The 25,796-nt window shown below is 65.3% G+C and carries 26 protein-coding genes; 16 read left to right on the top strand and 10 right to left on the bottom strand.

The window, feature by feature from the left end; translation table 11 throughout:
* Window positions 1-32: 32 nt before the first annotated feature.
* Window positions 33-929 carry an alpha/beta hydrolase gene (locus ACOQOU_RS15830; protein WP_245412883.1) on the bottom strand — a complete coding sequence of 299 codons (897 nt, stop codon included), beginning with the start codon at window positions 927-929 and terminating at the stop codon, window positions 33-35.
* Between the two features lie 224 nt (window positions 930-1,153).
* Between ACOQOU_RS15830 and ACOQOU_RS15825 the strand changes: the two genes are divergently transcribed.
* On the top strand, window positions 1,154-2,335 hold the full coding sequence (locus tag ACOQOU_RS15825; RefSeq protein WP_306024670.1) for a hypothetical protein: 1,182 nt from the start codon (window positions 1,154-1,156) through the stop codon (window positions 2,333-2,335).
* Between the two features lie 63 nt (window positions 2,336-2,398).
* On the opposite strand, the gene aspS is transcribed toward ACOQOU_RS15825, so the two are convergent.
* Window positions 2,399-4,198 carry an aspartate--tRNA ligase gene (gene aspS / locus ACOQOU_RS15820; protein ID WP_306024669.1) on the bottom strand — a complete coding sequence of 600 codons (1,800 nt, stop codon included), beginning with the start codon at window positions 4,196-4,198 and terminating at the stop codon, window positions 2,399-2,401.
* Between the two features lie 178 nt (window positions 4,199-4,376).
* Here aspS and ACOQOU_RS15815 point away from each other — a divergent pair, with 178 nt between their 5' ends.
* Window positions 4,377-5,657, top strand: a complete 1,281-nt coding sequence (locus ACOQOU_RS15815; RefSeq protein ID WP_306024668.1) for an MFS transporter — start codon at window positions 4,377-4,379, stop codon at window positions 5,655-5,657.
* A complete protein-coding gene (rnd, locus tag ACOQOU_RS15810; RefSeq protein ID WP_306024667.1) occupies window positions 5,654-6,859 on the top strand; it encodes a ribonuclease D in 1,206 nt (401 codons plus the stop codon). The genes ACOQOU_RS15815 and rnd overlap by 4 nt, the downstream gene beginning before the upstream one ends.
* On the opposite strand, the gene ppx is transcribed toward rnd, so the two are convergent.
* From ppx to ACOQOU_RS15785, 5 genes are all read right to left on the bottom strand, one after another.
* Window positions 6,795-8,351, bottom strand: a complete 1,557-nt coding sequence (gene ppx / locus ACOQOU_RS15805; protein WP_109765904.1) for an exopolyphosphatase — start codon at window positions 8,349-8,351, stop codon at window positions 6,795-6,797. The genes rnd and ppx overlap by 65 nt on opposite strands.
* A gap of 38 nt (window positions 8,352-8,389) precedes the next feature.
* Window positions 8,390-10,528 carry an RNA degradosome polyphosphate kinase gene (locus ACOQOU_RS15800; RefSeq protein WP_306024874.1) on the bottom strand — a complete coding sequence of 713 codons (2,139 nt, stop codon included), beginning with the start codon at window positions 10,526-10,528 and terminating at the stop codon, window positions 8,390-8,392.
* Between the two features lie 170 nt (window positions 10,529-10,698).
* Entirely contained in the window at window positions 10,699-11,397 is a 699-nt protein-coding gene (locus ACOQOU_RS15795) for an HdaA/DnaA family protein (protein ID WP_306024666.1), read from the bottom strand.
* 24 nt (window positions 11,398-11,421) lie between these two features.
* Window positions 11,422-12,525 (bottom strand): AI-2E family transporter, encoded by a 1,104-nt coding sequence (locus ACOQOU_RS15790; protein WP_109765902.1) that lies wholly within the window; start codon window positions 12,523-12,525, stop codon window positions 11,422-11,424.
* Entirely contained in the window at window positions 12,522-13,100 is a 579-nt protein-coding gene (locus tag ACOQOU_RS15785) for a CDP-alcohol phosphatidyltransferase family protein (RefSeq protein WP_245412882.1), read from the bottom strand. The genes ACOQOU_RS15790 and ACOQOU_RS15785 overlap by 4 nt, the downstream gene beginning before the upstream one ends.
* Before the next feature lie 166 nt (window positions 13,101-13,266).
* On the opposite strand from ACOQOU_RS15785, the gene purM reads away from it, so the two are divergent.
* The 6 genes from purM (at window position 13,267) to ACOQOU_RS15755 (ending at window position 17,624) form a co-directional block, all read left to right on the top strand.
* A complete protein-coding gene (gene purM, locus ACOQOU_RS15780) occupies window positions 13,267-14,349 on the top strand; it encodes a phosphoribosylformylglycinamidine cyclo-ligase (RefSeq protein ID WP_306024665.1) in 1,083 nt (360 codons plus the stop codon).
* The gene (gene purN, locus ACOQOU_RS15775; protein WP_306024664.1) at window positions 14,346-14,936 is read left to right on the top strand and encodes a phosphoribosylglycinamide formyltransferase; all 591 of its coding nucleotides are present in this window, start codon (window positions 14,346-14,348) and stop codon (window positions 14,934-14,936) included. The genes purM and purN overlap by 4 nt, the downstream gene beginning before the upstream one ends.
* Entirely contained in the window at window positions 14,933-15,781 is an 849-nt protein-coding gene (locus ACOQOU_RS15770) for a 23S rRNA (adenine(2030)-N(6))-methyltransferase RlmJ (RefSeq protein WP_306024663.1), read from the top strand. Before purN ends, ACOQOU_RS15770 begins: the two co-directional genes overlap by 4 nt.
* 98 nt (window positions 15,782-15,879) lie before the next feature.
* Entirely contained in the window at window positions 15,880-16,314 is a 435-nt protein-coding gene (locus ACOQOU_RS15765; RefSeq protein ID WP_109766148.1) for a hypothetical protein, read from the top strand.
* Window positions 16,315-16,320: 6 nt separating this feature from the next.
* Window positions 16,321-16,995, top strand: a complete 675-nt coding sequence (locus ACOQOU_RS15760) for a ribonuclease T2 family protein (protein ID WP_109765899.1) — start codon at window positions 16,321-16,323, stop codon at window positions 16,993-16,995.
* Between the two features lie 11 nt (window positions 16,996-17,006).
* The gene (locus tag ACOQOU_RS15755) at window positions 17,007-17,624 is read left to right on the top strand and encodes a glutathione S-transferase family protein (protein WP_306024662.1); all 618 of its coding nucleotides are present in this window, start codon (window positions 17,007-17,009) and stop codon (window positions 17,622-17,624) included.
* A 58-nt stretch (window positions 17,625-17,682) separates the two neighbouring features.
* On the opposite strand, the gene ACOQOU_RS15750 is transcribed toward ACOQOU_RS15755, so the two are convergent.
* Window positions 17,683-18,330 carry an outer membrane protein gene (locus ACOQOU_RS15750; RefSeq protein ID WP_109766147.1) on the bottom strand — a complete coding sequence of 216 codons (648 nt, stop codon included), beginning with the start codon at window positions 18,328-18,330 and terminating at the stop codon, window positions 17,683-17,685.
* Window positions 18,331-18,591: 261 nt separating this feature from the next.
* On the opposite strand from ACOQOU_RS15750, the gene ACOQOU_RS15745 reads away from it, so the two are divergent.
* The 6 genes from ACOQOU_RS15745 (at window position 18,592) to ACOQOU_RS15720 (ending at window position 23,858) form a co-directional block, all read left to right on the top strand.
* Window positions 18,592-19,548: a calcium/sodium antiporter gene (locus ACOQOU_RS15745; RefSeq protein WP_109766146.1), complete on the top strand. Its 957-nt coding sequence runs from the start codon at window positions 18,592-18,594 to the stop codon at window positions 19,546-19,548.
* A gap of 20 nt (window positions 19,549-19,568) precedes the next feature.
* Complete coding sequence (locus ACOQOU_RS15740) at window positions 19,569-20,348, top strand: SDR family oxidoreductase (RefSeq protein WP_306024661.1); 780 nt, start codon at window positions 19,569-19,571, stop codon at window positions 20,346-20,348.
* A gap of 76 nt (window positions 20,349-20,424) precedes the next feature.
* A complete protein-coding gene (uvrC, locus tag ACOQOU_RS15735) occupies window positions 20,425-22,422 on the top strand; it encodes an excinuclease ABC subunit UvrC (protein ID WP_109766145.1) in 1,998 nt (665 codons plus the stop codon).
* A gap of 90 nt (window positions 22,423-22,512) precedes the next feature.
* On the top strand, window positions 22,513-23,109 hold the full coding sequence (gene pgsA, locus ACOQOU_RS15730; RefSeq protein WP_306024660.1) for a CDP-diacylglycerol--glycerol-3-phosphate 3-phosphatidyltransferase: 597 nt from the start codon (window positions 22,513-22,515) through the stop codon (window positions 23,107-23,109).
* 1 nt (window position 23,110) lies between these two features.
* The gene (gene moaD / locus ACOQOU_RS15725) at window positions 23,111-23,374 is read left to right on the top strand and encodes a molybdopterin converting factor subunit 1 (protein ID WP_306024659.1); all 264 of its coding nucleotides are present in this window, start codon (window positions 23,111-23,113) and stop codon (window positions 23,372-23,374) included.
* Window positions 23,375-23,381: 7 nt separating this feature from the next.
* Window positions 23,382-23,858: a molybdenum cofactor biosynthesis protein MoaE gene (locus tag ACOQOU_RS15720; RefSeq protein WP_109765893.1), complete on the top strand. Its 477-nt coding sequence runs from the start codon at window positions 23,382-23,384 to the stop codon at window positions 23,856-23,858.
* Between the two features lie 34 nt (window positions 23,859-23,892).
* Here the strand turns inward: ACOQOU_RS15720 and trhA are convergent, their stop codons facing one another.
* Entirely contained in the window at window positions 23,893-24,588 is a 696-nt protein-coding gene (gene trhA / locus ACOQOU_RS15715; protein ID WP_306024658.1) for a PAQR family membrane homeostasis protein TrhA, read from the bottom strand.
* 139 nt (window positions 24,589-24,727) lie between these two features.
* Here trhA and ACOQOU_RS15710 point away from each other — a divergent pair, with 139 nt between their 5' ends.
* Window positions 24,728-25,162 (top strand): acyl-CoA thioesterase, encoded by a 435-nt coding sequence (locus ACOQOU_RS15710; protein ID WP_306024657.1) that lies wholly within the window; start codon window positions 24,728-24,730, stop codon window positions 25,160-25,162.
* 53 nt (window positions 25,163-25,215) lie between these two features.
* Here the strand turns inward: ACOQOU_RS15710 and ndk are convergent, their stop codons facing one another.
* Window positions 25,216-25,638: a nucleoside-diphosphate kinase gene (ndk, locus tag ACOQOU_RS15705; RefSeq protein ID WP_109766144.1), complete on the bottom strand. Its 423-nt coding sequence runs from the start codon at window positions 25,636-25,638 to the stop codon at window positions 25,216-25,218.
* Between the last annotated feature and the right edge of the window lie 158 nt (window positions 25,639-25,796).

The following is a 25,796-nucleotide window of genomic DNA, read 5'->3' as shown; positions in this document are numbered from 1 at the left end:
GTAGCCGACCCGAAAAGGGCTGTCGACAAGGGCTAGCGTGTCACCCGTGCCAGAAACTGCTCGATCGCGGCGGTCGCACGATCGCCCGGCCGGCCGAGCCGGGCCGCGATGGCGCCGTGAGAATAGGCGGTACCGTGGAAGACGGTCACGTCGGTGCCGCGCCCCTTGAGCAGGTTCGCATAGCCGATCGAGATCGAACGGCGCCGTTCGCCCTGGCTGCGCGAATACAGGATCAGGTGCGGCGGCAGGCGTCCGTTGCGCTTGGCATGGGTGGCCGGCGACCAGCGAATCCAGTTGGGCGGTTCGTTGGTGAAGGCCGTGCCGAACATCGGGCCGATCGAGCCGCGCTTGGTTGCATAGGCCAGAAGATCGTAGGCCTGCACGTCGTTGGGGATTACGCCGCGCAGCCCGTTGGCCTTGCCCTGCGCTGCAACGAGTGCGGACAGATGCGCGCCGGCGGAATGCCCCATGAGGACCACCCGGTTCGGATCGCCATTGTAGCGGCGAATGTTGCGGCGGACCCAGCTTATGGCCGCCTCCACATCGCGCACCTGGCCGTCAATGTCGGTCCGTGGCACCTTGCGGTAGTCGATGGCAACGAAGATGTAGCCGCGCGAGGTCAGCCATTGCGGCATCGAGAAGACCCGCTTGCGGTCCCCCTTCACCCAGCCGCCGCCATGCACGTACAGCACCACCGGATGCTTGCGGGCGAACAGGCCGCGACGCGCATTTTCCGGCACGTGCACGTCGAGCTTGAGCCCTTGCGAGTAGGTCACCCCGTCAATGGTGCGCATCGCGTTTGCCGGCGGCGTGGCGGCCAGGGCCACGACGGCGACAGCCAAGACGGCCACCAGCCAAACCGTAACCGGCCGCAGGGCCGGCATGATGCGTGCGGACAGGAAGATGCTCATCTCAGTAAGTGCGCCCATGGGTTCAACCGTTTTTCCTATAGCTGATTTGCGGCAAGTGTTGGAACCTCCCTGCGGCCCGTGTCACATCACAAAAGACAAGCGGCGCGATGGCTGCCATATTGGTGTTGGATTCCGCCCTTTAGATCGCGTTGACGCATGCCAAGTCTGTGTGTGCTTGTGCACAGCCGGTCCGGATCGGGATCGGATAGGACACACCTCTGGTTCAAATGAAGGATAAACCGATGATCTTTTCCCGCCCGCTGCTGTCCGCATCGGCCATTGCGCTGACAATGACCGCATTCGCGCCGCCGGCCCTTGCCGATATCGACGGTGCCGATGTCTTCGAGCAACTGGCGACGCAGTTTGCGCTGCAGGGCATCAAGCTGGAAGCGGCGGGTGTTCAGACCAATGGTGACGATGTGGCGATTGCCGGCCTGAAGATGCGCGCGACACCGGAGACCGACCCGTTCCCGCTGGGCGACTATGTGCTCGAGAACGTCACCGAGGCAGACGGCGGTTCCTATCTCGTCGACCGGATCGCCATCGCGCCGATCTCGCAGACGACGGACGGCGTGACGGTCGAGTTCGAGGGCGGCGAGATCAATGACTATCTGATTGCCGGCCCGCAAGTGTCCGATCCGATCCTGCGGTCCGGCCTGTTCGAATCGGCCCAAGCGGGCGCGCTGGCCATCTCGGACGCCGAGGGCACGATCTTCTCGATGGAAGGCGCCAGCACGACCATGGACGGGTACGAGCCGGGCGGCGTCATGACGTTCGATGCCAATGTGGACGGCATGGTTGCCGACATGACCAAGCTGCCCGAGGCACAGGCCCGCGAAACCATGGCCGCGCTCGGCTACGAGGAACTGCGCGGCACGGTCACTTCGAAGGGATCTTGGGACACCGGCACCGGCCGTCTCGCGCTCGACGAGATGATCTACGACGTCGACGATGCCGCGTCGCTTGAAATGACGTTCGACATTGGCGGCTACACGCCTGAACTGGTTGGCGCGATGCAGCAGATGCAGTTGCAGATGGCCGAGCAGAATTCGGAAGCGATGAACATGGCGATGCTCGGACTGATGCAACAGATCGAGATCAACGCGATCAGCATCGAGATCCGGGACGATTCGCTGACCAACCGCATCCTGGATTTCGTCGGCGAGCAGCAGGGCATGAACCGCGCCAATGTCATCGCCATGGCCAAGGGCGTCCTGCCGATCGGCCTTGCACAGCTGCAGGATCCTGCCTTTGCCGCCGAGGCGACGGCCGCGATCGGGCAGTTCCTCGACGATCCGGGGACGCTGCGTATCGCCGCCGAGCCGACCAGCGCGGTGCCGGTGGCGCAGATCATGGCTGTCGCCATGAGTGCGCCACAAGCGCTGATCTCGACGCTGGCCGTGTCGATCACCGCCAACCGGTAAGGGCGACCGGTGGCCAGGCGGCCTGCCGCCGCCCGGCTCAGGTTCGTGTCCCTGACGGAATTGTTATGAGTCGGCGGGCGCTTTCGCCTGCGGATTGATGCGCAAATTGAGTTCGCGCAACTGTGCCGGGCTGGCTTCCGCCGGCGCGCCCATCAACAGGTCCTGCGCCTGCTGGTTCATCGGGAACAGCGTCACCTCGCGCAGGTTCCTGGCGCCGACGAGCAGCATGACGATCCTGTCGACACCGGCGGCCATGCCGCCATGGGGCGGCGCGCCATAATGGAACGCCCGGTAAAGGCCGCCGAAGCGCTCCTCGACCACTTTCCCATCGAGACCGGCAATGGCGAACGCCTTGACCATCACCTCGGGCAGATGGTTGCGGATGCCGCCGGAAGCGATCTCGAAACCGTTGCAGACCAGATCATACTGCCATGCCTTGATCGACAGCGGGTCTTCGGTCTCCAGCGCGCCCAGGCCGCCGCGCGGCATGGTGAAGGGGTTGTGGCCGAAATCGACGCGCTTTTCCTCCTCGTCCCACTCGAAGAACGGGAAATCGACGATCCAGGCCAGTTCGAACCGGTCGCGGTCGACCAGATCGAGTTCCTCGCCCGCACGGGTGCGCGCATCGCCGGCAAAGGAGGCGAACTTGCGCGGATCGCCGGCTGCGAAAAAGCAGGCATCGCCGGCCTTCAGGCCGAGCTGCAGGCGGATCGCTTCGGTGCGTTCGGGGCCGATGTTCTTGGCGATCGGACCGGCGCCGACGACCTGGCTCTCTTCCTCACGCCAGAATATGTAGCCAAGGCCGGGCTGCCCCTGCCCCTGCGCCCAGGAGTTCATCCGGTCGCAAAAGGCGCGGCTGCCGCCGGTTGGTGCCGGAATGGCCCAGACGGCGCCGCGCGCATCGTTGGCCAGAATGTTGGCGAACACCTTGAAGCCCGAGCCGCGAAAGTGCTCGGAGACGTCTTCCATGGTGATCGGGTTGCGCAGGTCCGGCTTGTCGGTGCCGTACTTCAGCATCGCCTCGTCATGCGGGATGCGGCGGAACTCGGGCGTCACCGGCTTGCCGTCGGCGAACTCTTCGAAGACCCCCCGGATCACCGGCTCCATCGCCTCGAACACATCGTCCTGCTCGACAAAGCTCATCTCCAGGTCGAGCTGGTAGAACTCGCCGGGCAGCCGGTCCGCGCGCGGGTCCTCGTCACGGAAGCAGGGGGCAATCTGGAAATAACGGTCGAAGCCCGAGACCATCAGCAGCTGCTTGTAGATCTGCGGCGCCTGCGGCAGCGCGTAGAATTCGCCCGGATGAATGCGCGAGGGGACCAGAAAGTCGCGGGCGCCCTCGGGCGACGAGGCGGTCAGGATCGGCGTCGAAAACTCGGCAAATCCGGCTTCTTCCATGCGCCGGCGCATCGAGGCGATCACCTTGGTGCGCGTCATGATGTTGGCGTGCAGAGTGTCGCGCCTGAGGTCGAGAAAACGGTATTTGAGGCGAATGTCCTCGGGATAGTCCGGTTCGCCGAACACCGGCAGCGGCAGTTCGTCGGCCTTGGACAGCACTTCCAGATCCCGTGCGTAAAGCTCGATCTCGCCGGTCGGCAGGTCGTCATTGACGAGATCGGCGGCACGTTCCTTGACCTCGCCGTCGATGCGCAGCACCCATTCGGATCGGACCGTTTCGGCCTTGGCGAAACAGGGGCTGTCGGGGTCGGCGACGATCTGGGTGATGCCGTAATGGTCGCGCAGATCGATGAACAGCACGCCGCCATGGTCGCGCACGCGGTGAACCCAGCCCGCAAGCCGGACGGTCGAGCCGGCGTCGGATTTGCGCAAGGCGCCACAGGTGTGGCTGCGGTAACGGTGCATGACTGGCCTCATTGTGGATCAGGGCTGCGGCGCCAATGCCGCACGCAATCGCCTGGTCGGGAAAACGGGCGGAAAAGCGCATGCGCGCCCGCTTTTGTCAAGAACCGCCCTTGCCGCGGCGGGCATTTGTTGCTGTACGGGGAAGTCGGCCTTTGCCCGCTCGTCCGGATCGCTCCCCATGTGGCAGCTTCGCCCGCTCATTCCACTTTTCATCGCCGCCGGCATCCTGCTTGCCGGCAACGGCGTCCAGGGCACGGCGATCGCCATTCGCGGCGCGCAGGAGGGCTTTTCCACTTCGCTGATCGGCCTGATGGGCACCGCCTATTTCACCGGTTTTCTTCTGGGCTGCCTCTACATCACGCGGCTTTTGAACGCGGTCGGTCACATCCGCACCTTCGCCGCGCTTGCGGCCATCGCCGCTTCGGGCACGCTTTTCCTGATGATCGTCATCGATCCGGTCGCCTGGATCATCATCCGCTTCATGGTCGGCTTCTGCTTTGCCGGGCTGTTCACGACGATCGAAAGCTGGATCAATTCCGGCGTCGCCAACGAAACGCGCGGGCGGGTCCTCGCCGTCTACCGCATCGTCGACATTTTCGCGGTCACAGGCGCACAGTTCCTGCTGCCGGCACTGGGCGCGGACGGGTTTGTCCTGTTCGCGGTGATGTGCGTGATGATCACGCTGTCGCTGGTGCCGGTTTCGCTGGCCGACCGGTCCAACCCCAAGCCGCCGGCGGAGTTCAAGTTCGATCTCAAGGGCATTTGGACCCTGTCGCCGCTGGCCTGCATCGGCTGCGTGACGATCGGCGCGACCAATGCCGCGTTCCGGCTGATCGGCCCGCTCTATGCGGAGGGAATCGGCCTGTCGATCACCGATGTGGCGATCTTCATGAGCGTCGGCATTGTCGGCGGCGCGGTGCTGCAATATCCGCTCGGTTACCTTTCGGACCGCTACGACCGGCGCGCCGTGCTGATGGTCACGACAGCGGGCGCGGTTGCCGCCGGCCTTTTCCTGTCGCTGGGCGCAGGCACCTCGCCGCTCCTCAACTATCTCGGCATCTTCCTGTTCGGCGCCTTCGCGCTGCCGCTCTATTCACTCTCGGCGGCGCACGCCAACGATCACGCCAAGCCCGGCGAACATGTCATGGTCGCCGCCGGGCTGATGTTCTTCTTCTCGCTGGGCGCCTCGATCGGCCCCTATGCGTCGTCCGCCTTCGTGCAGGCATTCGGCCCCGACGCTCTGTTCACCTATACCAGCGTCGTGCACGGGGCGCTGATCGCCGCAACCATCTGGCGCATGCGGGCGCGCGGGCCGGTGCCCGCCGATGCGCGCGGCCCGTCCTCGTGGCTGCTGCGCACGTCGCCCGTGTTCACGCGGATGGCGCGCGGCAGCAACGGAACCAACAGCGAAAACGGTTCGACAAGCGGCGAGACCTCGGCTAAGGACCCGCACCCATGAGGGACACCCATGAATCAGCGCCCGAGCCGATCGGCACGACGGCGGCGCTCGAAGCGGTCTGCGCGCGCATGGCCGCCCACGACTACATCACCATCGACACCGAATTCGTACGCGAGACGACATTCTGGCCGGTCCTCTGCCTGATCCAGGTGGCCAGCGACGACGAGGCCGTGCTGATCGATCCGATGGCCGACGGCATCGACCTCGCGCCGCTGTTCGCGCTCTTAGATGATGAAAGCGTGATCAAGGTGTTTCACGCCGCCCGGCAGGACATCGAGATCTTCGTCAATCTCAGCGGCCATGTCCCGCATCCGATCTTCGACACGCAGGTGGCGGCGATGGTGCTGGGCTTCGGCGATGCGATTGCCTATGACCAGCTCGTCAAGCGCGTTTCTGGCGCCCATATCGACAAGACGTCGCGCTTCACCGACTGGGCGCTGCGGCCATTGAGCGACAAGCAGCTTCATTACGCGCTGGCCGACGTCACCCATCTGCGCGATGTCTACAAGCGCCTGACGGAAATGCTCGAGGAGCGCGGGCGCGCCCATTGGGTGGCCGAGGAAATGGCCGTCCTGACCAGCCCGGACACGTACGACATCAAGCCCGAGGATGCCTGGAGGCGGCTGAAAATGCGCGTGCGCAAGCCCGCCGATCTGGCCGTCATGCAGCGGCTGGCGGCCTGGAGAGAGCGCCAGGCGCGCGAGCGCAACGTGCCGCGCAACCGGGTTCTGAAGGACGATGCCATCTACGAGGCGGCGCAGCAGCAGCCGCGCGACGCGCGGGCCCTGTCCCGGCTGCGGACCATCCACAAGGGCATAGAGCGGTCTGCGGCGGGCGCGGCCATTCTCGACGCCGTCGCCGAGGTCGCCGCGCTCGACCGCGAAGACCTGCCGAAGGTTCCGCGTCCACCCAATTCGCCCGAAGGGGCGGGTGCCGCAGCCGATCTTTTGAAAGTTCTGCTCAAGCTGACGGCGGAACAGCACAACGTCGCGCAGCGTGTGATCGCCACCTCCGATCATCTCGACCAGATCGCCTCGCACGGCGAAAACGCGGATGTGCCGGCGATGCACGGCTGGCGGCGGGAACTGTTCGGGTCGGAAGCGCTCAGGCTCCTGTCGGGCGAGATCTCGCTCGGTTTCAGCGACCGGCGGATAACGACCGTCGATCTGACGGCGGATCGCCAATCGCCAGACCCACATTGACGCCTGTCACCTTGCCAAGCTGGGACAGCCGCGCCTCGGGCCGTTCGCCGGCCAGAGCCGCCCGGTTTGCCGGAACGACAAGCTCCATGGTGCCGTCGTCGGTCTTGCGCCAGCGCAGATCGGCGATGACACCGGGCATGGCGGCGGTGAAGAGGTAGGCGACCCGCAGGAAGGCGCCCAGACATTTGGCGCGCTGCCACATGCGTTCCGAGGTCAGCGTCCGGATTTCCGGCGCAAGGCTCTCGTTCTTCAGGCCCTCATAGCGGAAGTAATTGGCAAGGGCGATGAAGGCCCTGCCCTCATGGCTGACCTGAATGAAGCTCGAATAGGCGATGATCGCCAGCGACTGGGCCGAGCGATAGTCGGGATGGGCGCGCCAGCCAATGTCTGCCAGCCGGCATGCGGCATCGCGATAGCGCGCCTCGTCGACGGTCTCATCGATGCCGAAGGCGGCGAAACTGTCGGCAGTCCAGCGCGCCAGTTCCCGGGCGTGGCGCGGCGAGCGCGAGCGCAGCACCGCCAGTTCGTCGGCCGCCTCCAGAAGGCCGTCGCGCCGGCGCATGTCGCCGTCGAGCTGGCCGAACAGATAGCCCTCGCGGACGCCAAGCGCCGAAAAGGCGATGGCCGAGGGCTTCATGCGGCGGATGATCTCCAGAAGGACGATCGCGCCGAAAGGCAGCAGCGCCCGGCGCGACGAGGAAATGATGTGAATGCCCTTGAGCTTGTCGAGGTCGGCCTCGACAAGCTTGCGCAGGAACTTCTGCGCCTGATCGGGCGTGATCTGATAGCCGTGGGTGACGCGCAGCGGATAGCCGGTTTCCTCCATGTGCAGTTTGGCGATGGCACGCCAGGTGCCGCCGACCGCATAGAAGACACGGCCCTTGCAGGCGTCGGCCATTTTCGAGCCGGCGATCAGCTTGCGGGCGATCTTCTCGGCCTCGCGCAGATCGCCGCCTGAGGCGTCCTGCAGCCGGATGCCGCCGAGCGGCAGCGTCACGCCGTCGCCGATCGCCTGATCCCTGACATCGACCATCTCGACGCTGCCGCCGCCCAGATCGCCAGCGACGCCGTCGGGCGCGCGAAAGGCGGAGATCACGCCGAAGGCCGAATAGCGCGCTTCCTCGGCACCGGTCAGGATGCGGATTTCGGCGCGCAGGATCGCCTGCGCCCGGCCGATGAAGTCGGGACCGTTTTCCGCTTCGCGCGCGGCGGCGGTCGCCAGCACATGCAACGTCTCGACACGAGCCTGGTCGGCGAGCGCGCGATAGCGGGCGAGGGCCGCAAGCGCCCGTTCGACGGCGTCCTCGTCCATCCGGCCGGTCTGCGCGATGCCGCGCCCGAGCCCGCAGGAGACCTTTTCGTTGAACAGGACCGCCGGCGCGCGGACCATGCCCTCATAGATGACGATGCGAACCGAATTGGAGCCGATATCGACGACGCCGACAGGCGCGCGATTCTTCAGCCGGCCCTGGGCGTCTTCGGTTTCAATCATTGACCAAAGCCCTGTCATTCCGCCCGGTCCAAAACGCGTCAGGCCTTGGTTTGGACCCGTTTGCGGTGCGCGATCAATTGCGGCGCGGAAGATTTCAACGACTTTCCGCGACCCGACAGGCTCGGATTGGTCATGAAATAGGTCTGCGCGTCAAATTCTTCCTCGTCCGCCCCCGGTTCGATCCGGCGCGACCGGCCGTTTTCGAGCACCTCGTAGCTCTGCTGATTGTCGAGCATGTTGGCCAGCATGATCTGGCTGAGCACCTGCTCGTGCACGGTCTCGTTTTCCAGCGGCACCAGCGTTTCCACGCGGCGATCGAGATTGCGCGGCATCAGGTCGGCCGAACCCATGTAGATGATCGCATCCTCGGACGGCAGGGCGTTGCCATTGCCGAAGCAATAGATGCGGCTGTGTTCGAGGAAACGGCCGACGATCGACTTGACGCGAATGTTTTCCGAAAGGCCGGGCACCTGCGGGCGCAGGCAGCAGATGCCGCGCACCACAAGATCGATCTCGACGCCGGCGGCGCTTGCCTCGTAGAGCGCGTCGATCAGATGGCCGTCGACCAGCGAGTTCATCTTCATCCAGATGCCGGCCGGCCGGCCCGCGCTCGCATGAGCCGTTTCGGCCTCGATCAGGCCCACCAGCCGGTCGCGCATATGCATGGGCGAGACGGCAAGACGCATGTCCTCGGGCGGGTCGGCATAGGAGGTGATGAAGTTGAAGACCTGCGCCACATCGTGGGCCAGAACCGGATCGCAAGTGAAGTAGGACAGGTCCGTATAGATCTTCGCGGTTATGGGATGATAGTTGCCCGTGCCCAGATGGACATAGGAACGCAGCCCGTTCTCCTCGCGGCGCACGACGAGCGACATCTTGGCGTGGGTCTTCAGTTCGACGAAGCCGAACACGACCTGCACGCCGGCGCGCTCGAGATCGCGCGCCCAGCGGATGTTGGCCTCCTCGTCAAAGCGGGCCTTGAGCTCGACAAGCGCGGTCACCGACTTGCCGGCCTCGGCGGCGTCCATCAGCGCGCGGACGATCGGGCTGTCGTTCGAGGTCCGGTAGAGCGTCTGCTTGATGGCGATGACGTCCGGGTCGGCCGCCGCCTGACGCAGGAACTGGACGACCACGTCGAAGCTCTCATAGGGATGGTGGACGAGGATGTCCTTCTGGCCGATGGCGGCGAGACAATCGCCATTGTGCTCACGGATACGCTCGGGAAAACGCGCGGTGTAAGGCGCGTAGAGCAGATCGTCGCGCGGCACCTTGACGATCTCCGAGACGGTGGTGAGCGCCAGAATGCCGGGCTGAACGGAGACCCGCGCCTCCGGCACGCCCAGTTCATGGGCGACAAACTCCCTCAGGGTTCGCGGCATCTCATGGTCGAACTCGATGCGGATCACCTGGCCGCGGCGCCGGCGCTTGAGCGCGCTCTCGAAGAACCGCACCAAGTCTTCGGCCTCTTCCTCGACCTCCAGATCGCTGTCGCGGATGATGCGGAACGTGCCCTGCCCGCGTATCTCGTAGCCGGGATAAAGCTGGGCGATGTAAAGGCCGACAATGTCCTCAAGCGAGATGAAGCGGAAATTCGGCGCCTCGGTGGGCAGCGCAACGAAGCGCTTGAGCGCGGTCGGCAGGCGCAGAAGCGCGTTCATGACCTTCTTGGTCGTGCGGTTGACCAGTTGCAGCGCGATCGAAAAGCCCAGATTCGGAATGAACGGGAACGGATGCGCCGGGTCGATGGAAAGCGGCGTCAGAACCGGAAAGATCGTCTGCAGGAACTCGTCCTCCAGCCATTCCCGGTCCTCGTCGGTCAGGCTCTCGGCCCGAACGATCGCGATGCCGGCCTGCGCCATCTCCTCGCGCAGTTCGGACAGGACGACCTGCTGTTCGGTCTGAAGGCGGGCGATCTCCTCGAGCACCATGTCGAGTTGGTCTTCCGGCGTCCGGCCATCGACCGAGCGCTCGGAAACGCCCTCGCGGACCTGACCGGCAAGGCCGGCGACGCGGACCATGAAGAACTCGTCTAGATTGGCCGCCGAGATCGACAGGAACCTGAGGCGTTCGAGCAGCGGCTGACGCTCGTTGCGGGCCTCGTCCAGAACGCGCCAGTTGAACTGCAGCCAGGAAAACTCGCGGTTGATGAAGCGCGAAGGGTCGTCCTGGGCGATCATCGCCACGGGCGACGTCGGTGCGCCGTGCACCTCGCCCTCATTCTCGTAACTGGCGGCGACCTCCTGAAGGTCCGTCTTGTCCATGGCCATTCCCGTGCTGCGGTTTCGCTCCGCCCTAGTCCACAATTACCACGATTTGGTGACAGTGCGAGCGCTTCGGCCGATCATGCTTAAAGGCCCAGCCGGCCCTGATCCTGCTGTGAAATCTCGCGCAGCACTTCGGCGGCCAACGGCCGCGTGATCGACATTTTGCGGGCCAGCGCCACCTCGTCGAGCCGCACCACGATATCGGCGAGTGCCGACAAGGAACGTTCGAGACGCGGCAGCAGGTAGGCGACCACCGCCGGATCGACGGCAACCTGCCGGTCGGCGAAGAGTTTGACGGCCACCGCGCGCAACAGATCGTCGTCGGGCAGGCCCAGACTGGCGACGGTGGCGGCGCGGAAGCGCGAGGCGAGGTCGGGTGTCGCCAATACCCAACCGGACGGGGCGGTCTCAGCGGTGATCAGGATCGATCCGCCCGAGCCGCGCACCGCGTTCAGAAGGTGGAAGAAGGCCGCCTCATCCAGCCCGTCCGGTGCCAGCCCGTCGCACAGGACCGGCGTGCCCGCCTGGGCTGCGTCGAGGTCGGCGGCAGAGGGCCGCCGCGGATCGGCCATCGCATGGGCGCCGGACACCGACCGCCAGACAGAGGCAAGATGCGTCTTGCCGCTGCCCGGGCCGCCTGCGACCGCCGCAAAGGGCGATGCCCATTCCGGCCAGCGATCGACCAGCGCCGCCGCGTCGCGATTGGCATCGGTGACGATCAGGTCCTCGCGCGTCAGAGATGGCGCGCGGCCCAGATCAAGCAGCATCTGTCGGTCGGGCATGACGGTCCCATCATCGCGTCCGGGCTATCGGCCCTGATCTTCGGATGACCCCGCATACAGGTCGGAATCCAGATATCGGCCGACGGCAAAGCGCACCAGAACGCCGACTGCGGCGGCGGCCGGAACGGCGATCAGCATGCCGGTAAAGCCCAAAAACGAGCCGAAGGCGAAAAGGGCGAACATCAGCCAGACCGGGTGCAGGCCGACGCTGTCGCCGACCAGCTTGGGCTGCAGAATGTTGCCTTCGACGGCCTGGCCGCCAAAGAAGATGGCCGCGATGACCAGGATCATGATCCAGTCCGGCCAGAACTGCACCAGCGCAACGCCGATCGAAAGCACAAGCCCCACCAGAGAGCCGACATAGGGAATGAAACTGATCAGGCCGGCGAAAAGGCCGATCAGCAGGCCAAAATTGAGGCCGGCGATGGTCAGGGCGATCGCATAGAACAGGCCGAGGATCAGGCAGACGGTTCCCTGCCCGCGAATGAAACCGGCAATCGCCCCATCGACATCGCGGCTGATCGCGCGCACCGTCTCCAGATGGTCGCGCGGGATGCAGGCATCGATGCGCGCGATCATCCGGTCCCAGTCGAGCAGCATGTAGAAGGCGACGACAGGGGTCACCACGAACAGGCCGACAATGTTCAATAGCGCCATGCCGGACGACCAGATGCCCTGCGCGATGCCGGACAGGAAGCTGGCGCTCTGCGCCAGAAGCTGGTCGACTCCGGCGGGCAGCTGGCCCGATTCAAGATCGAGAAGACCGTTGAGCCAACCCGCGTCGATCGGCAACGCGGCGGCAAGTTCGCGGATGCGGGCGAGGTAGGACGGCAGGCGGTCGATGAACTCGACCAGCTGGCTGGCCAGAACCGGAACGATCACCAGCAAGGCCAGCGCGAACACCAGCACGAACAGCGCCAGGATCAGCGATGTCGCGGCCAGCCGCGACAAGCCGCGGCGCTCGAAGAAGTCAGCGACCGGATCGAGGAAGTAGGCCAGCGCAAGGCCGGCCAGGAACGGCAAAAGGATGGAGCGGAACACGTACAGGAACGCGATCATCACGACGAGCGCACCGACCCAGAAAAACGCCTGGCGGCGCAGCGTGCGCGTTGAGATATGCTCGCTCATCTGCTGTATCCGCCTCGCCCCATATGCCGCACGAACACCACGCCATAGGTGGCAAATGAGGCCAAGGTCAAGGCAGCGGTGGCCCAGACGACCGCCGCGATTGCCGGGCTCGCCGCAATGGAAAAGGCATTGGCGCCCAGCACGAGCGTGATCAGCGCGATCTGTGCGGCCGTGGTCGCCTTGGAGACAAACATCGGGCGGATGGTCAGCGGCTTGCCGCGCCATTGCGCGATCCCGACGCCGGCAAGGATCAGAACATCGCGCAAAACGGCCAGAGCGACGAGCCAGAACGGGACCAGTCCGGCTGCGGCGAGAAGCACGAAGGCGGTGACCAGCAATGCCTTGTCGGCGACCGGATCGAGCCAGGCGCCGAGCACCGAGCCCTGGTTGAACCAGCGCGCGATGATGCCGTCGACCGCATCGGAAAGGCCGGCGGCGGCGAACAGCCAGAATGCAGGCATCCACTGGCCGGTCACCATCAGCCAGCCGAGCAGCGGCACAGCCGCGATCCGAGCCAGCGTTATAGCGTTGGGAACCGTCATCAGGGCCGATGCTGGCGGGTCATGGTGCGTCATGGCTCACATATGGCCGACCGGCGCGGCCATTCCAAGACGGCGGCTGGCCGTTTTTGGCCGCCGGAACGCTCCGATTTTCTGTGGCCGCGGCGGATCGGGCGTGGCATCGCGCGGGCCGATGCCATATGAGCGCGGTCAGACGAACCGCCGATGACGAGAGCAGCCAATGAACGATACGGAAAAGGTCGATGCGCCCAACGGGCTGACCTATGCCGATGCGGGCGTCGACATCGACGCGGGCAATGCGCTGGTCGATGCGATCAAGCCGCTGGTCAAGTCGACGGCGCGGCCGGGCGCGGACGGGGCGATCGGCGGATTTGGCGGCCTGTTCGACCTGAAAGCCGCAGGGTTCGCCGATCCGGTGCTGGTGGCGGCCAATGACGGCGTCGGCACCAAGCTCAAGCTCGCCATCGAAACCGGCATTCATGACACGGTCGGCATCGATCTGGTGGCCATGTGCGTCAACGATCTGGTGGTTCAGGGCGCCGAGCCGCTGTTCTTTCTGGACTATTTCGCCACCGGCGCCCTCGATGTCGCGCATGGCTCGGCCATTATCAGTGGCATCGCCAAGGGCTGCAAACAGGCCGGATGCGCGCTGATCGGCGGCGAGACCGCGGAAATGCCGGGCATGTATGCCGGCGGCGATTATGATCTGGCAGGCTTTGCCGTGGGCGCAGCCGAGCGCGGCACGCTCTTGCCAAGGCAGGACATGAAGCCGGGCGATGTCGTCCTCGGGCTGGCCTCGGCCGGCGTTCACTCCAACGGCTTTTCGCTGGTCCGCCGGATCGTCGAGATGTCCGGCATCGGGTTGGACGATGCTGCCCCGTTCGACGCCGACCGGACGCTGGGCGCGGCCTTGCTGGAGCCGACGCGCATCTATGTAAAACCGCTTCTGACGGCGATCCGCTCCAGCGGCGCGGTCGCGGCCCTGGCGCATATCACAGGCGGCGGGTTGACCGAGAACCTGCCGCGCGTGCTGCCCGAGACGCTTTCGGCCGAAATCGATCTCGGTGCCATCGCCGTCCCGCCGGTCTTTTCCTGGCTGGCCGGGACAGGCGGCGTGCAGACCGACGAGATGCTGCGCACCTTCAATTGCGGTGTCGGCATGGTGGTCGTGGCCGATGCCGACAAGGCGCCGGCAGTCGCAGCCGCGCTGGCCGATGCGGGCGAGACCGTCATGGAGATTGGCCGGCTGGTGCCCCGCGAGCGCGGACCGGCGGTCGGCTATCGCGGGACCTTGGCCCTGTGAGCCAGGTCGGCAAACGCCGCGTCGCGGTGCTGATCTCCGGGCGCGGATCGAACATGGAAGCGCTGGCCGATGCCTGCGCGGCAGACGACTATCCCGCAACAATCGCCGGCGTTCTTTCTGACCGGGCCGACGCTGGCGGTCTGGCGACAGCCGCGCGGCGCGGCATTGCGACCGCTGCCCTGCCCCGCGCCGATTTTGCCGACAAGGCCGCCCATGAGACGGCCATCGGTGACCAGTTGCGCGCCTGGGACACCGAGTTCGTGTGTCTCGCCGGCTTCATGCGCCTTCTGAGCGCCGACTTCCTGGCGCCATGGCAAGGCCGGATCGTCAACATCCACCCCTCGCTGCTGCCGCGCCACAAGGGGCTCGACACCCATGCCCGCGCGCTGGCGGCGGGCGATGCAGAGCATGGCTGTTCGGTGCACCATGTCACCGCCGGCATGGATGAAGGACCGGTGATCGCGCAGGCGCGCGTGCCTGTGCTGCCCGGCGACACAGCGGACACGCTGGCCGCGCGGGTTCTGGTCGAGGAGCATCGGCTCTATCCCGAAGCGCTGAAGATGCTGATCGGGCAAACCGCGCGATGAACTACCGGCATGCCTTTCACGCCGGCAATTTCGCCGACATCGTCAAGCACGTCATCCTGTCGCGCGCGCTGACCTATCTGCAGCGCAAGGACAAGCCGATCTTCGTGCTCGACACCCATGCGGGCGTCGGCTCCTACGATCTGGAAAGCGAGCAGGCCGCCAGGACCGGCGAAGCCGACGACGGCATCGGCCGGCTCTGGCCGCATTTGGCCGACGCGCCGGACGCGGTTGGCGCGCTGCTCGCGCCGTTTGCCGATGCCGTGAAATCGCAGAATGCGGGCGATACGCCGCGGTTCTATCCGGGGTCGCCGGCGCTGATCGCCCGTATGATGCGCCCGCAGGACCGAGCCGTGTTCTACGAACTGCATGCGGACGATCAAGCCGCGCTTGCGGCCCGCTTCGGGCGTGCCAAACGCATACGCGTCAACCACATGGATGGCTGGCAGGCGCTCCGGACGTTGCTTCCGCCGCCCGAGCGGCGCGGGCTTGCCATCATCGATCCGCCATTCGAGGCGCGCGATGAGTTCGACATGATGCTGGACGGGCTCGAGGCGGCCGTGCGCCGCTTTGCCACCGGCACGTTGCTCGCCTGGTATCCGATCAAGCATGAGGCAGCGATCGCGGCGTTCCGCACAGGTCTCGGCCAGCGCTTCAAGGGCGCGCTGCTCGTCGAAACGGCCGTCGCGGCCCCGGCGGCAGATGCGACGTTTCGCGGCTCGGGCATGGCGATCATCAATCCGCCATACACGCTGGCGTCCGAACTGGAGACGCTGCTGCCGTGGCTGATGGCGCGGCTGGAACGGGAGCCGGGCGCCGGTGCGTGGCGGATCGAACCGTTGAGTTGAGGCAACGGCAACAACAAATCCGTGGTCGGCACGTTGCCGCGCTTGGCCTTGGCGGGCCCGCTTGCTATGCATCGCGCAGGCAAGGCACGGACAGGCAGATGATCAAACTATCGCTGAAATGCGCGGCGCTCGCCGTCGCGCTCGTAATGGCCATGCCACAGGCATCGGCGCACGAACCCTATTATCCGTTGCGCGAGAGCGCCGAATGCGCCGATCCGGCGATGATCAAGAAGATCAAGGCGCGTTTTGCCCATCAGGCGCGGCATGTGCACCATCGCGGCGATCTGGCGATCGCCGACATCACCGGCGTCCACCAGCACCGCTACCTGCCACAGGATGCGCATGATGCGCGGCCGATTCCCCGGCGCTACTGCCATGCGACCGCGCACCTGTCGGACGGGCGCGAACGCAAGATCTGGTATCTGATCGAGGGCGGCGCCGGGTTCGCCTCCATCGGTTCGAACGTCGAATTCTGCGTCTCCGGCTTCGATCGCTGGAACGTCTACAATTCGGCCTGCCGCGTTCTGCGCTGAGCCATTATGCGCCCTCTTGCCGTTCTGGTGCTGCTTGCCGCCGCCGTTCTGAGCGCCTGCGACGCGCCGGCTGAGTCCACCGGTTCGCCGACATCGCTTCCGCTCGGCGAGGGTTTCGACTTCTACGTCCTCGCCCTGTCATGGTCACCGGGCTATTGCGCATCGGAAGGCGAGCGCGCCAACAAGCAGCAATGCGGCCAAGGCGCCGATTTCGACTTCATCGTCCATGGCCTGTGGCCGCAGTTCGAGCGCGGATGGCCGGAGTTTTGCGAAACCGGCGAACCGCTGTCGGTGCCACGGGACCGGGCCGAGGCGATGGCCGACATCATGCCGTCGACCGGTTTGGTCCGGCACCAGTGGAAAAAGCACGGCAGCTGCTCGGGTCTGAGCCAGGCCGACTATTTCGCCACCACCCGCGCCGCCCTTGCCAAGATCGCCATTCCCGATGCGTTCCGTGATCGCACGAGGATCGACCGGCTCGAGCCTGAAGACGTCGAACAGGCGTTCCTCAATGCCAATCCGGGCATGCCGGCCGGCTCGGTCGCGGTCACCTGCGACCGGCGGTTCCTGCGCGACGTGCGCATCTGCCTGACGCGCGATCTGGCCGGCTATGCAGCTTGCCCCGAGGTCGATCGCCGCGATTGTCCGTTGCCGACCGTCGTCGTGCCGCCCTCCCAGTGAAAGGAGCCACCATGCCAACTCTTCTTTATTCGCCGGCCTCGCCCTACAGCGCCAAGGTGCGCATGGCCGCGCGGTATCTCGAGATCACGCTCAAGCTCGACATTGCGCTGACGCCGAAGATCATCGCAACCGGCGAAGCGCCGCCCGAACTGACGGGCGCCAACCCGCTGGGCAAGATCCCCACGCTGGTGCTGGACGACGGCGCGGCGATCTTCGACAGCCGGGCGATCATGGGCGAACTGGACCGGATGAGCGGCAACAAGCTCTATCCGAGACCGAAGGACAAGAGGCGCAAGGCCGACATTCTGGAAGCGGCGTCGGACGGTCTGTGCGACGTGCTTTTGGCGCAGGTCTATGAGCGCCGCATGCGACCCGAGGAAAAGGTTCACACGCCCTGGCTCGACTATCAGGCGCGCAAGGCCGAGCGGACTTTCGACTGGCTTGAGATGGAAGTGCCGGCATTGCGCGGCCGCCTGCATGGCGGGCATTTTGCGCTCGCCGCGGCGCTCGGCTACGCCGATCTGCGCTTTCCCGAGCTGAACTGGCGCCGCGGCCGGCCGCGGCTGCGGCGTTTCATCGCCCGGTTTGCCGAGGCATTTCCGGACTATGAGGTTTTCAAACCGTCCTGAAGCAATGAAAAAGGCCGCGCCCGGTGGACGCGGCCTTTCGGTCGACAAGAGCAGATGATCAGAACTTCAGGCCGATACCGGCGCGGATGGTGTTCTCCTGAAAGCCCGAGGAGACGACCGTGCCGCCCAGATTGAAATTCTTGTCCTGATAGTCGGTGTAGCGGTATTCCAGCCGGCCGAACACATTGTCGGTCAGCATGGCGTCCGCGCCGACACCGGCGGTCCAGCCCAGATGGGTGTTCTCATCGGAGTTCACGCCGGCTGTCACCTTCGCCTGCGTGGCCGCGCCACCGGCGGTCGCGTAGATCATGAACGGGTCGAACGAGTAGCCGACGCGTGCGCGCAGCGAACCGAATACGCCCTGCTCGGCGAGCGCGCCGCCCAGCGTGCCCTGTGCGCCCGAATAGCCAAGATCGGCCTCGGCACCGTAGACGAACGCGCCGTCCTGGAAATTGATGCCTGCGAAAGCGCCGCCCGCGGCGCCGTCGGCATTGATGTCACCAATGGAGGCGTCGAACTGGCCGAAATTGTAGGCGCCGAATGCGCCGGCATAGAAGCCGGACCAGGTGGCGGTGGGCGTGAATTCAACCGGCGGGGCTGCCGGCGGCTCGGGCGGAAGGGCGACGGCATCGGCCGCCATTGCCGCGCCGGCACTCGTCAGGACGGCCAGCGAAACGGCCGCCAGAAGCGTCGATGTCTTTTTCATGTCAGAACTCCAAAACTCTGCGTGGTCCCGGCGGCGCGAGCCGCCCATGGGTGCCCCCAAGCTCCATGACGGGAAATGGCGTGCAATTGCGGCAAAGCCGCATCGCAAATTGGGAGTTTCGGTGACGCAAATGTGGCGGTTCCGCAGCGTTGCATTTGTGCCACAGGCCGGCCGTGCCGATTTTCCGGCCGCGCTGTTTCATTTGCCGGCCAAGCGCATATATAGGCGTCTCCACCTCTCACGCGCGCAGTGATCCCTGACATGCTGTTTGACATCGCCATGCTCGTTGCCGGTCTGGTGCTTCTGGTCTTTGCCGGCGACTATCTGGTCAAGGGCGCGGTCGGGCTGGCGGAAAACCTCGGCATTCCGGCGCTGATCATCGGCTTGACGATCGTCGCCTTCGGCACATCGGCGCCCGAACTGTTCGTCGCGCTGCAATCGGCGCTGACCGGTGTCCCCGATATCGCCACGGGCAATGTGGTCGGCTCGAACATCGCCAATGTGCTGCTGGTGATGGGTCTGCCGGCGCTGTTTTCGCCGATCCATGCCAACCAGCGCGGCCTGTCGCGCAACGTCGCCGTGATGCTGGCATTCACGGTCGCGTTCATGTGGCTGATCAGCGACGGGATGCTCAGCCGACTGGAGGCGATGGGGCTGTTCGGCGGGCTGATCGTCTTCATCGTCGCGCAGGGGATCCGCGCGCGCCAAGCCATTGCCGAGGCCGACGAAGAGGAAGTGCCCGGCGACTATCACGACGAAATCGGCGAGGCTCCGCACAGCCCGGCGATGATCGCGGTGTTCCTGATCGGCGGCATCATCGGCCTGCCGGTCGCGGCCCATTTCACCGTCAGCGGCGCGTCGGGCATCGCCACCGCGTTCGGCGTTTCGGAGGCAGCCATCGGCCTGACGATCGTCGCGATCGGAACGTCGCTGCCGGAGCTGGCCACGACGCTTTCGGCGGCCATGCGCAAGGAAGCGGATGTCGCGCTCGGCAACATCATCGGCTCGAACATCTTCAACCTCGCAGCGATCATGGGCATCACCGGCATGGTCATCGCCGTGCCCGTCTCGCCGGACATCATCATCCGCGACAACTGGGTGATGCTGGCGACCTCGCTGCTGCTGGCGACGATCTGCTTTGCCCGCATCACGACCGGCAAAGTGCTGGGTGCGGCTATGCTTGCGGGCTATCTGGCCTATGTCGTGGTGGTCTTCTAACGACCCTTGCGAGGCTGCCCTTGGCCGAACACGACCACAAAAAGAAAAGACCCGCCGTTCTTGTGACGGGCGGCGCCAGGCGGATCGGCCGCGCCATCGTTGCCGACCTTGCCGCCAACGGCTTCGATGTCGCCATCCATGCCAGCTCCTCGATGGCCGAAGCGCGATCCCTTGCCGCATCGCTGTCGGCCTTGGGCGGCCGCGCGGTCGCGCTGCAGGCCGACCTGACCGATGCCGCACAGGCCCGCGCGCTTGCCGGACTTGCGGCCGAGGCGCTGGAACGGCCGATCGATATTCTGGTCAACAATGCATCGGTCTTTCTCGATGATGCCGTCGGCGCCATAGATGACGGCATCTGGGACGCCCATTTCGACCTGCACGTGCGGGCGCCGGTCTTGCTCGCCGGAGCGTTTGCAAAAGCGCTTCCCGGCGACCGTCACGGTCTGGTGGTCAACATGATCGACCAGCGTGTCTGGAAACCGACGCCGCGCTTTTTCTCCTATACGCTGTCGAAATCTGCGCTCTGGACGGCGACGCAAACGATGGCGCAGGCGCTGGCGCCGCGCATCCGCGTCAATGCGATCGGTCCCGGCCCGACGCTGAAGAACCCGCGCCAGAGCGATACCGACTTCGCCGCACAGACCGATTCCGTGCCGCTGGGCCACGGGCCAAACCTCGCCGAGTTCGGCGCGACGATCCGCTATCTGTGGCAGGCGCGCTCTGTGACCGGTCAGATGATCGCGCTCGATGGCGGCCAGCATTTGGCATGGCAGACGCCCGATGCCACCGCCGGAGAATGAGGCGGCGCCTGCAAGGCATTGTCTGCTGACAGGCGCGGACTTGAACCACGCCGCCGACCTGTCCCACATAGATGCCATGGACCAGACCCCGGACACCGATTCCCTGCCCGATGCGGACGCCGCCGTTTCCGGCAAGGCGCTGGCGCGCGATCTGGTCTGGGAACAGCAGACCGCGACCGAAAGCGATCTGGCCGGTCCCGACCTGATCACCGCGCTGGCCAAGCGGCTGCCGAACCGGCCGGGCGTCTATCGCATGTTCAATGCGGGCGGCGACGTTCTTTACGTCGGCAAGGCCAAATCGCTGAAGAACCGGGTGACGAGCTATGCGCGGCTTGGCGGGCACACCAACCGCATCGCGCGGATGATCGCGCAGACCGCGTCGATGGAGTTCGTGACCACACGCAGCGAGACCGAAGCGCTGCTGCTCGAAGCCAATCTGATCAAGCGCCTGAGGCCGCGCTTCAACGTTCTCCTGCGCGACGACAAGAGCTTTCCCTACATCATGCTGACCGCCGACCATACGGCGCCGGGCCTGTTCAAGCATCGCGGCGCGCGCTCGAAAAAGGCCGACTATTTCGGCCCGTTCGCCTCGGCCGGCGCGGTCGGCCGGACCATCAACGCGCTGCAGCGGGCGTTCCTTTTGCGGACCTGCACCGACAGCGTCTATGAGAGCCGGACGCGGCCGTGCCTGCTCTACCAGATCAAGCGCTGCTCGGCGCCCTGCACGGGCGAGATTTCGACGGACGATTATGCCGAACTGGTCGACGAGGCCAAGGCGTTCCTGTCGGGCAAGAGCCGGGCCGTGCAATCGCAGATGGCGCGCACCATGCAGGAAGCAGCCGAGGACCTCGATTTCGAGCGGGCGGCGGTTTATCGCGACCGGATCGGCGCGCTGACCGCAATCCAGAGCCACCAGGGCATCAACCCGCAAGGCATCGAGGAGGCCGACGTCTTTGCCGTCCACCAAGAGGGCGGCGTCACCTGCGTTCAGGTCTTCTTCTTCCGTACGGGCCAGAACTGGGGCAACCGCGCCTATTTCCCAAAGGCAGATTCGTCCATGGAGCCGGGCGATGTGCTCGGCGCGTTTCTGTCGCAGTTTTACGACGACAAGCCCTGCCCGCGCCTGATCCTGCTGTCGCACGAGATCGCCGAAAGCGCGCTGCTCGAGGAAGCGCTCAATCTGCGGGCGGCGCGCAAGGTGTCGATCCTGGTGCCCAAGCGCGGCGAAAAGCGAGAACTGGTCGGCCATGCCCTGGCCAACGCGAAGGAAGCGCTCGGGCGGCGGCTGGCGGAAACCTCCTCGCAGGCCAAGCTGATGAAGGGGCTCGCCGAAACGTTCGGCCTGGAACGGGTCCCGCGCCGAATCGAGGTCTTCGACAACTCCCACATCATGGGCACGAACGCGGTCGGCGCGATGATCGTTGCCGGCCCGGAGGGGTTCGTGAAGAACCAGTACCGCAAGTTCAACATCCGCTCGGAAGAACTGACCCCGGGCGACGATTTCGGCATGATGCGCGAGGTGATGGAGCGGCGCTTTTCGCGCCTGGTCAAGGAGCATGGTCCCGAACGGGACGACAATGGCGACGACACGGACGCGGCAGACCCCGGCACGCTGCCGGCCTGGCCGGATCTGTTGCTGATCGATGGCGGCCTCGGCCAGCTCAACGCGGTCAAGGGCATCCTCAACGATCTGGGCATTGCCGAGCAGATCGATCTGATCGGTGTTGCCAAGGGACCCGATCGCGATGCGGGCCGCGAACGGTTCTTCATGCCCGGCCGCAAGGACTTCTCGCTGCCGCCGCGCGATCCGGTGCTCTATTTCACCCAACGGCTGCGCGACGAGGCGCACCGGTTCGCCATCGGCAGCCACCGCGCCCGGCGCAAGAAGGAGATGGTGGCCAACCCGCTCGACGAGATCGGGGGGATCGGGCCGGCGCGCAAGCGGGCGCTGCTGCACCATTTCGGCACCGCCAAGGCGGTCGCGCGCGCCTCGGCGGACGACATCGCCAAGGTCGAGGGCATTTCGGATGCGATCGCAGCCCAGATTTACGCCCATTTCCATGACAGCACCTAGGTATCCGGTTTCGGCGCGCTTGACGCTCCGGACGGGCGATGCTGATTAGGACGCCGTGACCACCGAAGCCATGAAGGGCTTTTTTCACCGATGGCGAACACGCCGGCACCCCACACTTTCTCGATCCCGAACCTTCTGACCTATGCGCGGATCGTTGCCGTGCCTCTGATGGTGCTGTGCTTTTTCGCCGAGGGCAGCTTTCAGGCGAGCAACGCGGCGCGCTGGTGGGCGCTTGCCATCTTCGTCATCGCCTCGATCACCGATTATCTGGACGGTTATCTGGCACGAAAATGGAAGCAGGGATCGGCCATCGGCAAGATGCTGGATCCGATCGCCGACAAGCTTCTGGTGTCGGTGGCGCTGTTGCTGCTCGCCGCAGAAGGATCGATCGCCGGCTGGTCCCTCTGGGCGGCGATCATCATCCTGTGCCGCGAGATCCTCGTCTCGGGCCTGCGCGAATACCTCGCCGCGGTGAAGGTGTCGGTGCCGGTCAGCCGGCTCGCCAAATGGAAAACCGCCATGCAATTGATTGCCATCGGTTTTCTTCTCGCCGGCCCGGCCGGCGATACGGTCATTCCCCTCGTCTCGGAAACGGGGCTGGTGCTGCTGTGGATTTCCGCGCTGATCACGCTCTATACGGGATGGGACTATTTCCGCTCAGGCATGCGGCACGTGACGGGAGGGTGAAATGAGCCGAAACGTCAAGTTCATCTATTTCGCCTGGGTGCGCGAGCGCATCGGCGTCCAGGAGGAGAGGCTCGACCTGCCGGACGACGTGCGCACCGGCGCCGAGGTCATCACCTGGCTCAAGGGGCTGGGCGAGAATTACGCGCTGGCGCTCGACGATGCGCAGGCGATCCGAATGGCGGTCAACCAGGAGCACATCCACCCCTCCGATACCATCGGCACAGCCCGCGAGATCGCGCTTTTTCCGCCGATGACCGGGGGCTGAACCGGCGATGCGCGCAACGCCCGACATCCGGGTTCAGCCCGAGCCGTTCGATGCGGCGCGCGAATGTGCGGCGATCAGCGCCGCCAGCAACGGCATCGGGGCGCTGGTCACCTTCACGGGCCTGTGCCGCAACGAGGGCGGACGTCTGGCCGCGCTCGAACTTCAGCACTATGCGGGCATGGCCGAAGCACAGATGCGGCGCATCGCCGACGAGGCGTGCGATCGCTGGCCACTCGACGCGCTCGCCGTGATCCACCGGCACGGGCTGATCCGGCCGGGCGAGGGAATCGTCCTCGTCATCGCCGCTGCCGCGCACCGGCGGGCTGCGTTCGAGGCAGCCGACTTCATGATGGACTATCTGAAGACCAGCGCCCCGTTCTGGAAACGCGAACATCTCGCCGACGGCACCCTTGGCGGCTGGGTCGCGGCAAACGAAGCCGACGACGACGCCACGGCGCGCTGGCAAGGCGCCGCGGATCGCTAGAGCCGACAGTCATTGGCGGAAAGAGCTTGTGCGCCTATGCGCCCAGCGCAAACGAGGCGTGGACGATGGCGATGAAGTGGCACGCGGAGGCGGACAGGACGAAGCCGTGCCAAACCGCGTTCTGGTATTTCAGCCCGTCCCACTGGTGGAAGATCACACCGACCGAATAGATCAGGCCGCCGGCGACGATCAGCCAGGCATCGACGAAGGGAACTGTGGCGAACATCGGCCAGACCAACAGCAGGCTCGCCCAACCCATGGCCAGATAAAGCAGCACTGTGTAGCGATCCAGAATGCCGCCGGAAAACAGCTTGCCCGCCGCACCCAGCAGCGCGGCAGCCCAGATCATCGCCAGCAGCGAATAGGCCAATCCCCCGCCGATCAGGACGACGACCGGGGTGTAGGAACCGGCGATCTTCAGGAAGATGGCGGCCTGGTCGAAACGGCGCAGCAGCGGCCGCGTCTCCGGCCAGGGCGTCATGTGGTAGGCTGCCGAAAAGCAGAACAGGCCAAACACCGTCAGGCCGTAGACGATCAACGCGGAATTCAGCGGCACGGACAGCGTCGTGAAGGCAAAGGCGTAGACGAAGGCGAAGCCGATCAGGCTGGCCGCGACACCCAGAACATGGATGGCGCCATCGGCGATGCGCTCCTCGCGCGCATAGTCCGGATAGTCCGCGCCGCGTGTGGCGACAAACTCGGTATCAGAGGCGACTGCACTCACGTCCATTCCACTTCGCAACTCAACATACTGACGATAACTGAAAAACCTTAGAACGCCCTTAACGGCTTTCCTATGACGTTTTCGTCGCACCCGGCATTGCTGTAGAGCAAGTGCGCACACGCCTTTCGACACGACCGGAGAGACAATGACAGCCGCCGAACCACCGCGCAGCCCATCCGCCTACCCCCATCAGATCACCGAAAGGCTGCGCTTTGGCGACACCGACATGCAGGGCCATGTCAACAATGCCGTGTTTGCGACCCTGTTCGAAAGCGGCCGAGTCGCGTTCCTCTATGATCCCGAACACGGCCTGCCGCCCGAGGGCACGCAGTTCGTCATCGCCGAACTGACCGTCCGATTCGAGCGTGAACTGATGTTCCCCGGAGACGTTCTGGTCGCCAGCGGCGTATCGCGCATCGGCAATACGTCGATGACGCTCGGCCAGGCTCTGTTCGCCGGTGACCAGCGCGTCGCAACCGCCCATAGCGTCATCGTCCTCACCGATCTGAAAACCCGCAAATCGACGCCCCTGCCCGATGCGGCACGGGCGCGTTTCGAGGCGCTGGCCATCGACGCGTGAAAAAGCCGGGCGCTGGAACGCCCGGCCTCAATTGATAGCGCGCGGCTTTCGGTTCAGCCGACGATTTCGGTCTCGGCGAACCAGTAGGCGATTTCCTCGGCGGCGGTTTCCGGCGCGTCGGAGCCGTGCACCGAGTTCTCGCCGATCGAATTGGCGTAGAGCTTGCGGATCGTGCCTTCGGCGGCATCGGCCGGGTTGGTCGCGCCCATCACTTCGCGGTTCTTGGCAATGGCGTTTTCGCCCTCAAGCACCTGAACGACAGTCGGCCCCGAGGACATGAAATCGCACAATTCGTCGAAGAAGGGGCGTTCCTTGTGGACCGCGTAGAACCCTTCGGCCTGCCGGCGGCTCATCCAGACGCGCTTGGAGGCGACGACGCGCAGGCCGTTCTCTTCGAAAATCTTGACGATCGCGCCGGTCAGATTGCGCTTGGTGGCGTCCGGCTTGATCATGGAAAAGGTGCGCTCGATGGCCATGGTGGTACCCTTTGTCAGCGTGTTTGGGGGAGGATCGGGAAGGTTGGGCGCCCTATAGCTCCGGCGACCGCCCTTGCCAAGGCTTGCGCGCCCGAAATCGGACGCCATGCAGGACCTTGCAAACACTTGCACACGTCCCGGCGCTCGGGCACATGACG

Origin of the sequence: Oceaniradius stylonematis, assembly GCF_965223445.1 — a bacterium.
Taxonomy (GTDB): domain Bacteria; phylum Pseudomonadota; class Alphaproteobacteria; order Rhizobiales; family Rhizobiaceae; genus Roseitalea; species Roseitalea stylonematis.
Note: the sequence above shows the minus strand (reverse complement) of the source record. Positions and strands in the feature narration are given on the sequence as shown.

What these genes read in the sequence shown, in the direction of transcription:
- ACOQOU_RS15830 (WP_245412883.1), bottom strand. Translation starts at nt 929, where the DNA reads ATGGGCGCACTTACTGAGATGAGCATCTTCCTGTCCGCACGCATCATG.
- ACOQOU_RS15825 (WP_306024670.1), top strand. Translation starts at nt 1,154, where the DNA reads ATGATCTTTTCCCGCCCGCTGCTGTCCGCATCGGCCATTGCGCTGACA.
- aspS (WP_306024669.1), bottom strand. Translation starts at nt 4,198, where the DNA reads ATGCACCGTTACCGCAGCCACACCTGTGGCGCCTTGCGCAAATCCGAC.
- ACOQOU_RS15815 (WP_306024668.1), top strand. Translation starts at nt 4,377, where the DNA reads ATGTGGCAGCTTCGCCCGCTCATTCCACTTTTCATCGCCGCCGGCATC.
- rnd (WP_306024667.1), top strand. Translation starts at nt 5,654, where the DNA reads ATGAGGGACACCCATGAATCAGCGCCCGAGCCGATCGGCACGACGGCG.
- ppx (WP_109765904.1), bottom strand. Translation starts at nt 8,351, where the DNA reads ATGATTGAAACCGAAGACGCCCAGGGCCGGCTGAAGAATCGCGCGCCT.
- ACOQOU_RS15800 (WP_306024874.1), bottom strand. Translation starts at nt 10,528, where the DNA reads ATGATCGCCCAGGACGACCCTTCGCGCTTCATCAACCGCGAGTTTTCC.
- ACOQOU_RS15795 (WP_306024666.1), bottom strand. Translation starts at nt 11,397, where the DNA reads ATGCCCGACCGACAGATGCTGCTTGATCTGGGCCGCGCGCCATCTCTG.
- ACOQOU_RS15790 (WP_109765902.1), bottom strand. Translation starts at nt 12,525, where the DNA reads ATGAGCGAGCATATCTCAACGCGCACGCTGCGCCGCCAGGCGTTTTTC.
- ACOQOU_RS15785 (WP_245412882.1), bottom strand. Translation starts at nt 13,100, where the DNA reads ATGACGCACCATGACCCGCCAGCATCGGCCCTGATGACGGTTCCCAAC.
- purM (WP_306024665.1), top strand. Translation starts at nt 13,267, where the DNA reads ATGAACGATACGGAAAAGGTCGATGCGCCCAACGGGCTGACCTATGCC.
- ACOQOU_RS15770 (WP_306024663.1), top strand. Translation starts at nt 14,933, where the DNA reads ATGAACTACCGGCATGCCTTTCACGCCGGCAATTTCGCCGACATCGTC.
- ACOQOU_RS15765 (WP_109766148.1), top strand. Translation starts at nt 15,880, where the DNA reads ATGATCAAACTATCGCTGAAATGCGCGGCGCTCGCCGTCGCGCTCGTA.
- ACOQOU_RS15760 (WP_109765899.1), top strand. Translation starts at nt 16,321, where the DNA reads ATGCGCCCTCTTGCCGTTCTGGTGCTGCTTGCCGCCGCCGTTCTGAGC.
- ACOQOU_RS15755 (WP_306024662.1), top strand. Translation starts at nt 17,007, where the DNA reads ATGCCAACTCTTCTTTATTCGCCGGCCTCGCCCTACAGCGCCAAGGTG.
- ACOQOU_RS15750 (WP_109766147.1), bottom strand. Translation starts at nt 18,330, where the DNA reads ATGAAAAAGACATCGACGCTTCTGGCGGCCGTTTCGCTGGCCGTCCTG.
- ACOQOU_RS15745 (WP_109766146.1), top strand. Translation starts at nt 18,592, where the DNA reads ATGCTGTTTGACATCGCCATGCTCGTTGCCGGTCTGGTGCTTCTGGTC.
- uvrC (WP_109766145.1), top strand. Translation starts at nt 20,425, where the DNA reads ATGGACCAGACCCCGGACACCGATTCCCTGCCCGATGCGGACGCCGCC.
- pgsA (WP_306024660.1), top strand. Translation starts at nt 22,513, where the DNA reads ATGGCGAACACGCCGGCACCCCACACTTTCTCGATCCCGAACCTTCTG.
- moaD (WP_306024659.1), top strand. Translation starts at nt 23,111, where the DNA reads ATGAGCCGAAACGTCAAGTTCATCTATTTCGCCTGGGTGCGCGAGCGC.
- ACOQOU_RS15720 (WP_109765893.1), top strand. Translation starts at nt 23,382, where the DNA reads ATGCGCGCAACGCCCGACATCCGGGTTCAGCCCGAGCCGTTCGATGCG.
- trhA (WP_306024658.1), bottom strand. Translation starts at nt 24,588, where the DNA reads ATGGACGTGAGTGCAGTCGCCTCTGATACCGAGTTTGTCGCCACACGC.
- ACOQOU_RS15710 (WP_306024657.1), top strand. Translation starts at nt 24,728, where the DNA reads ATGACAGCCGCCGAACCACCGCGCAGCCCATCCGCCTACCCCCATCAG.
- ndk (WP_109766144.1), bottom strand. Translation starts at nt 25,638, where the DNA reads ATGGCCATCGAGCGCACCTTTTCCATGATCAAGCCGGACGCCACCAAG.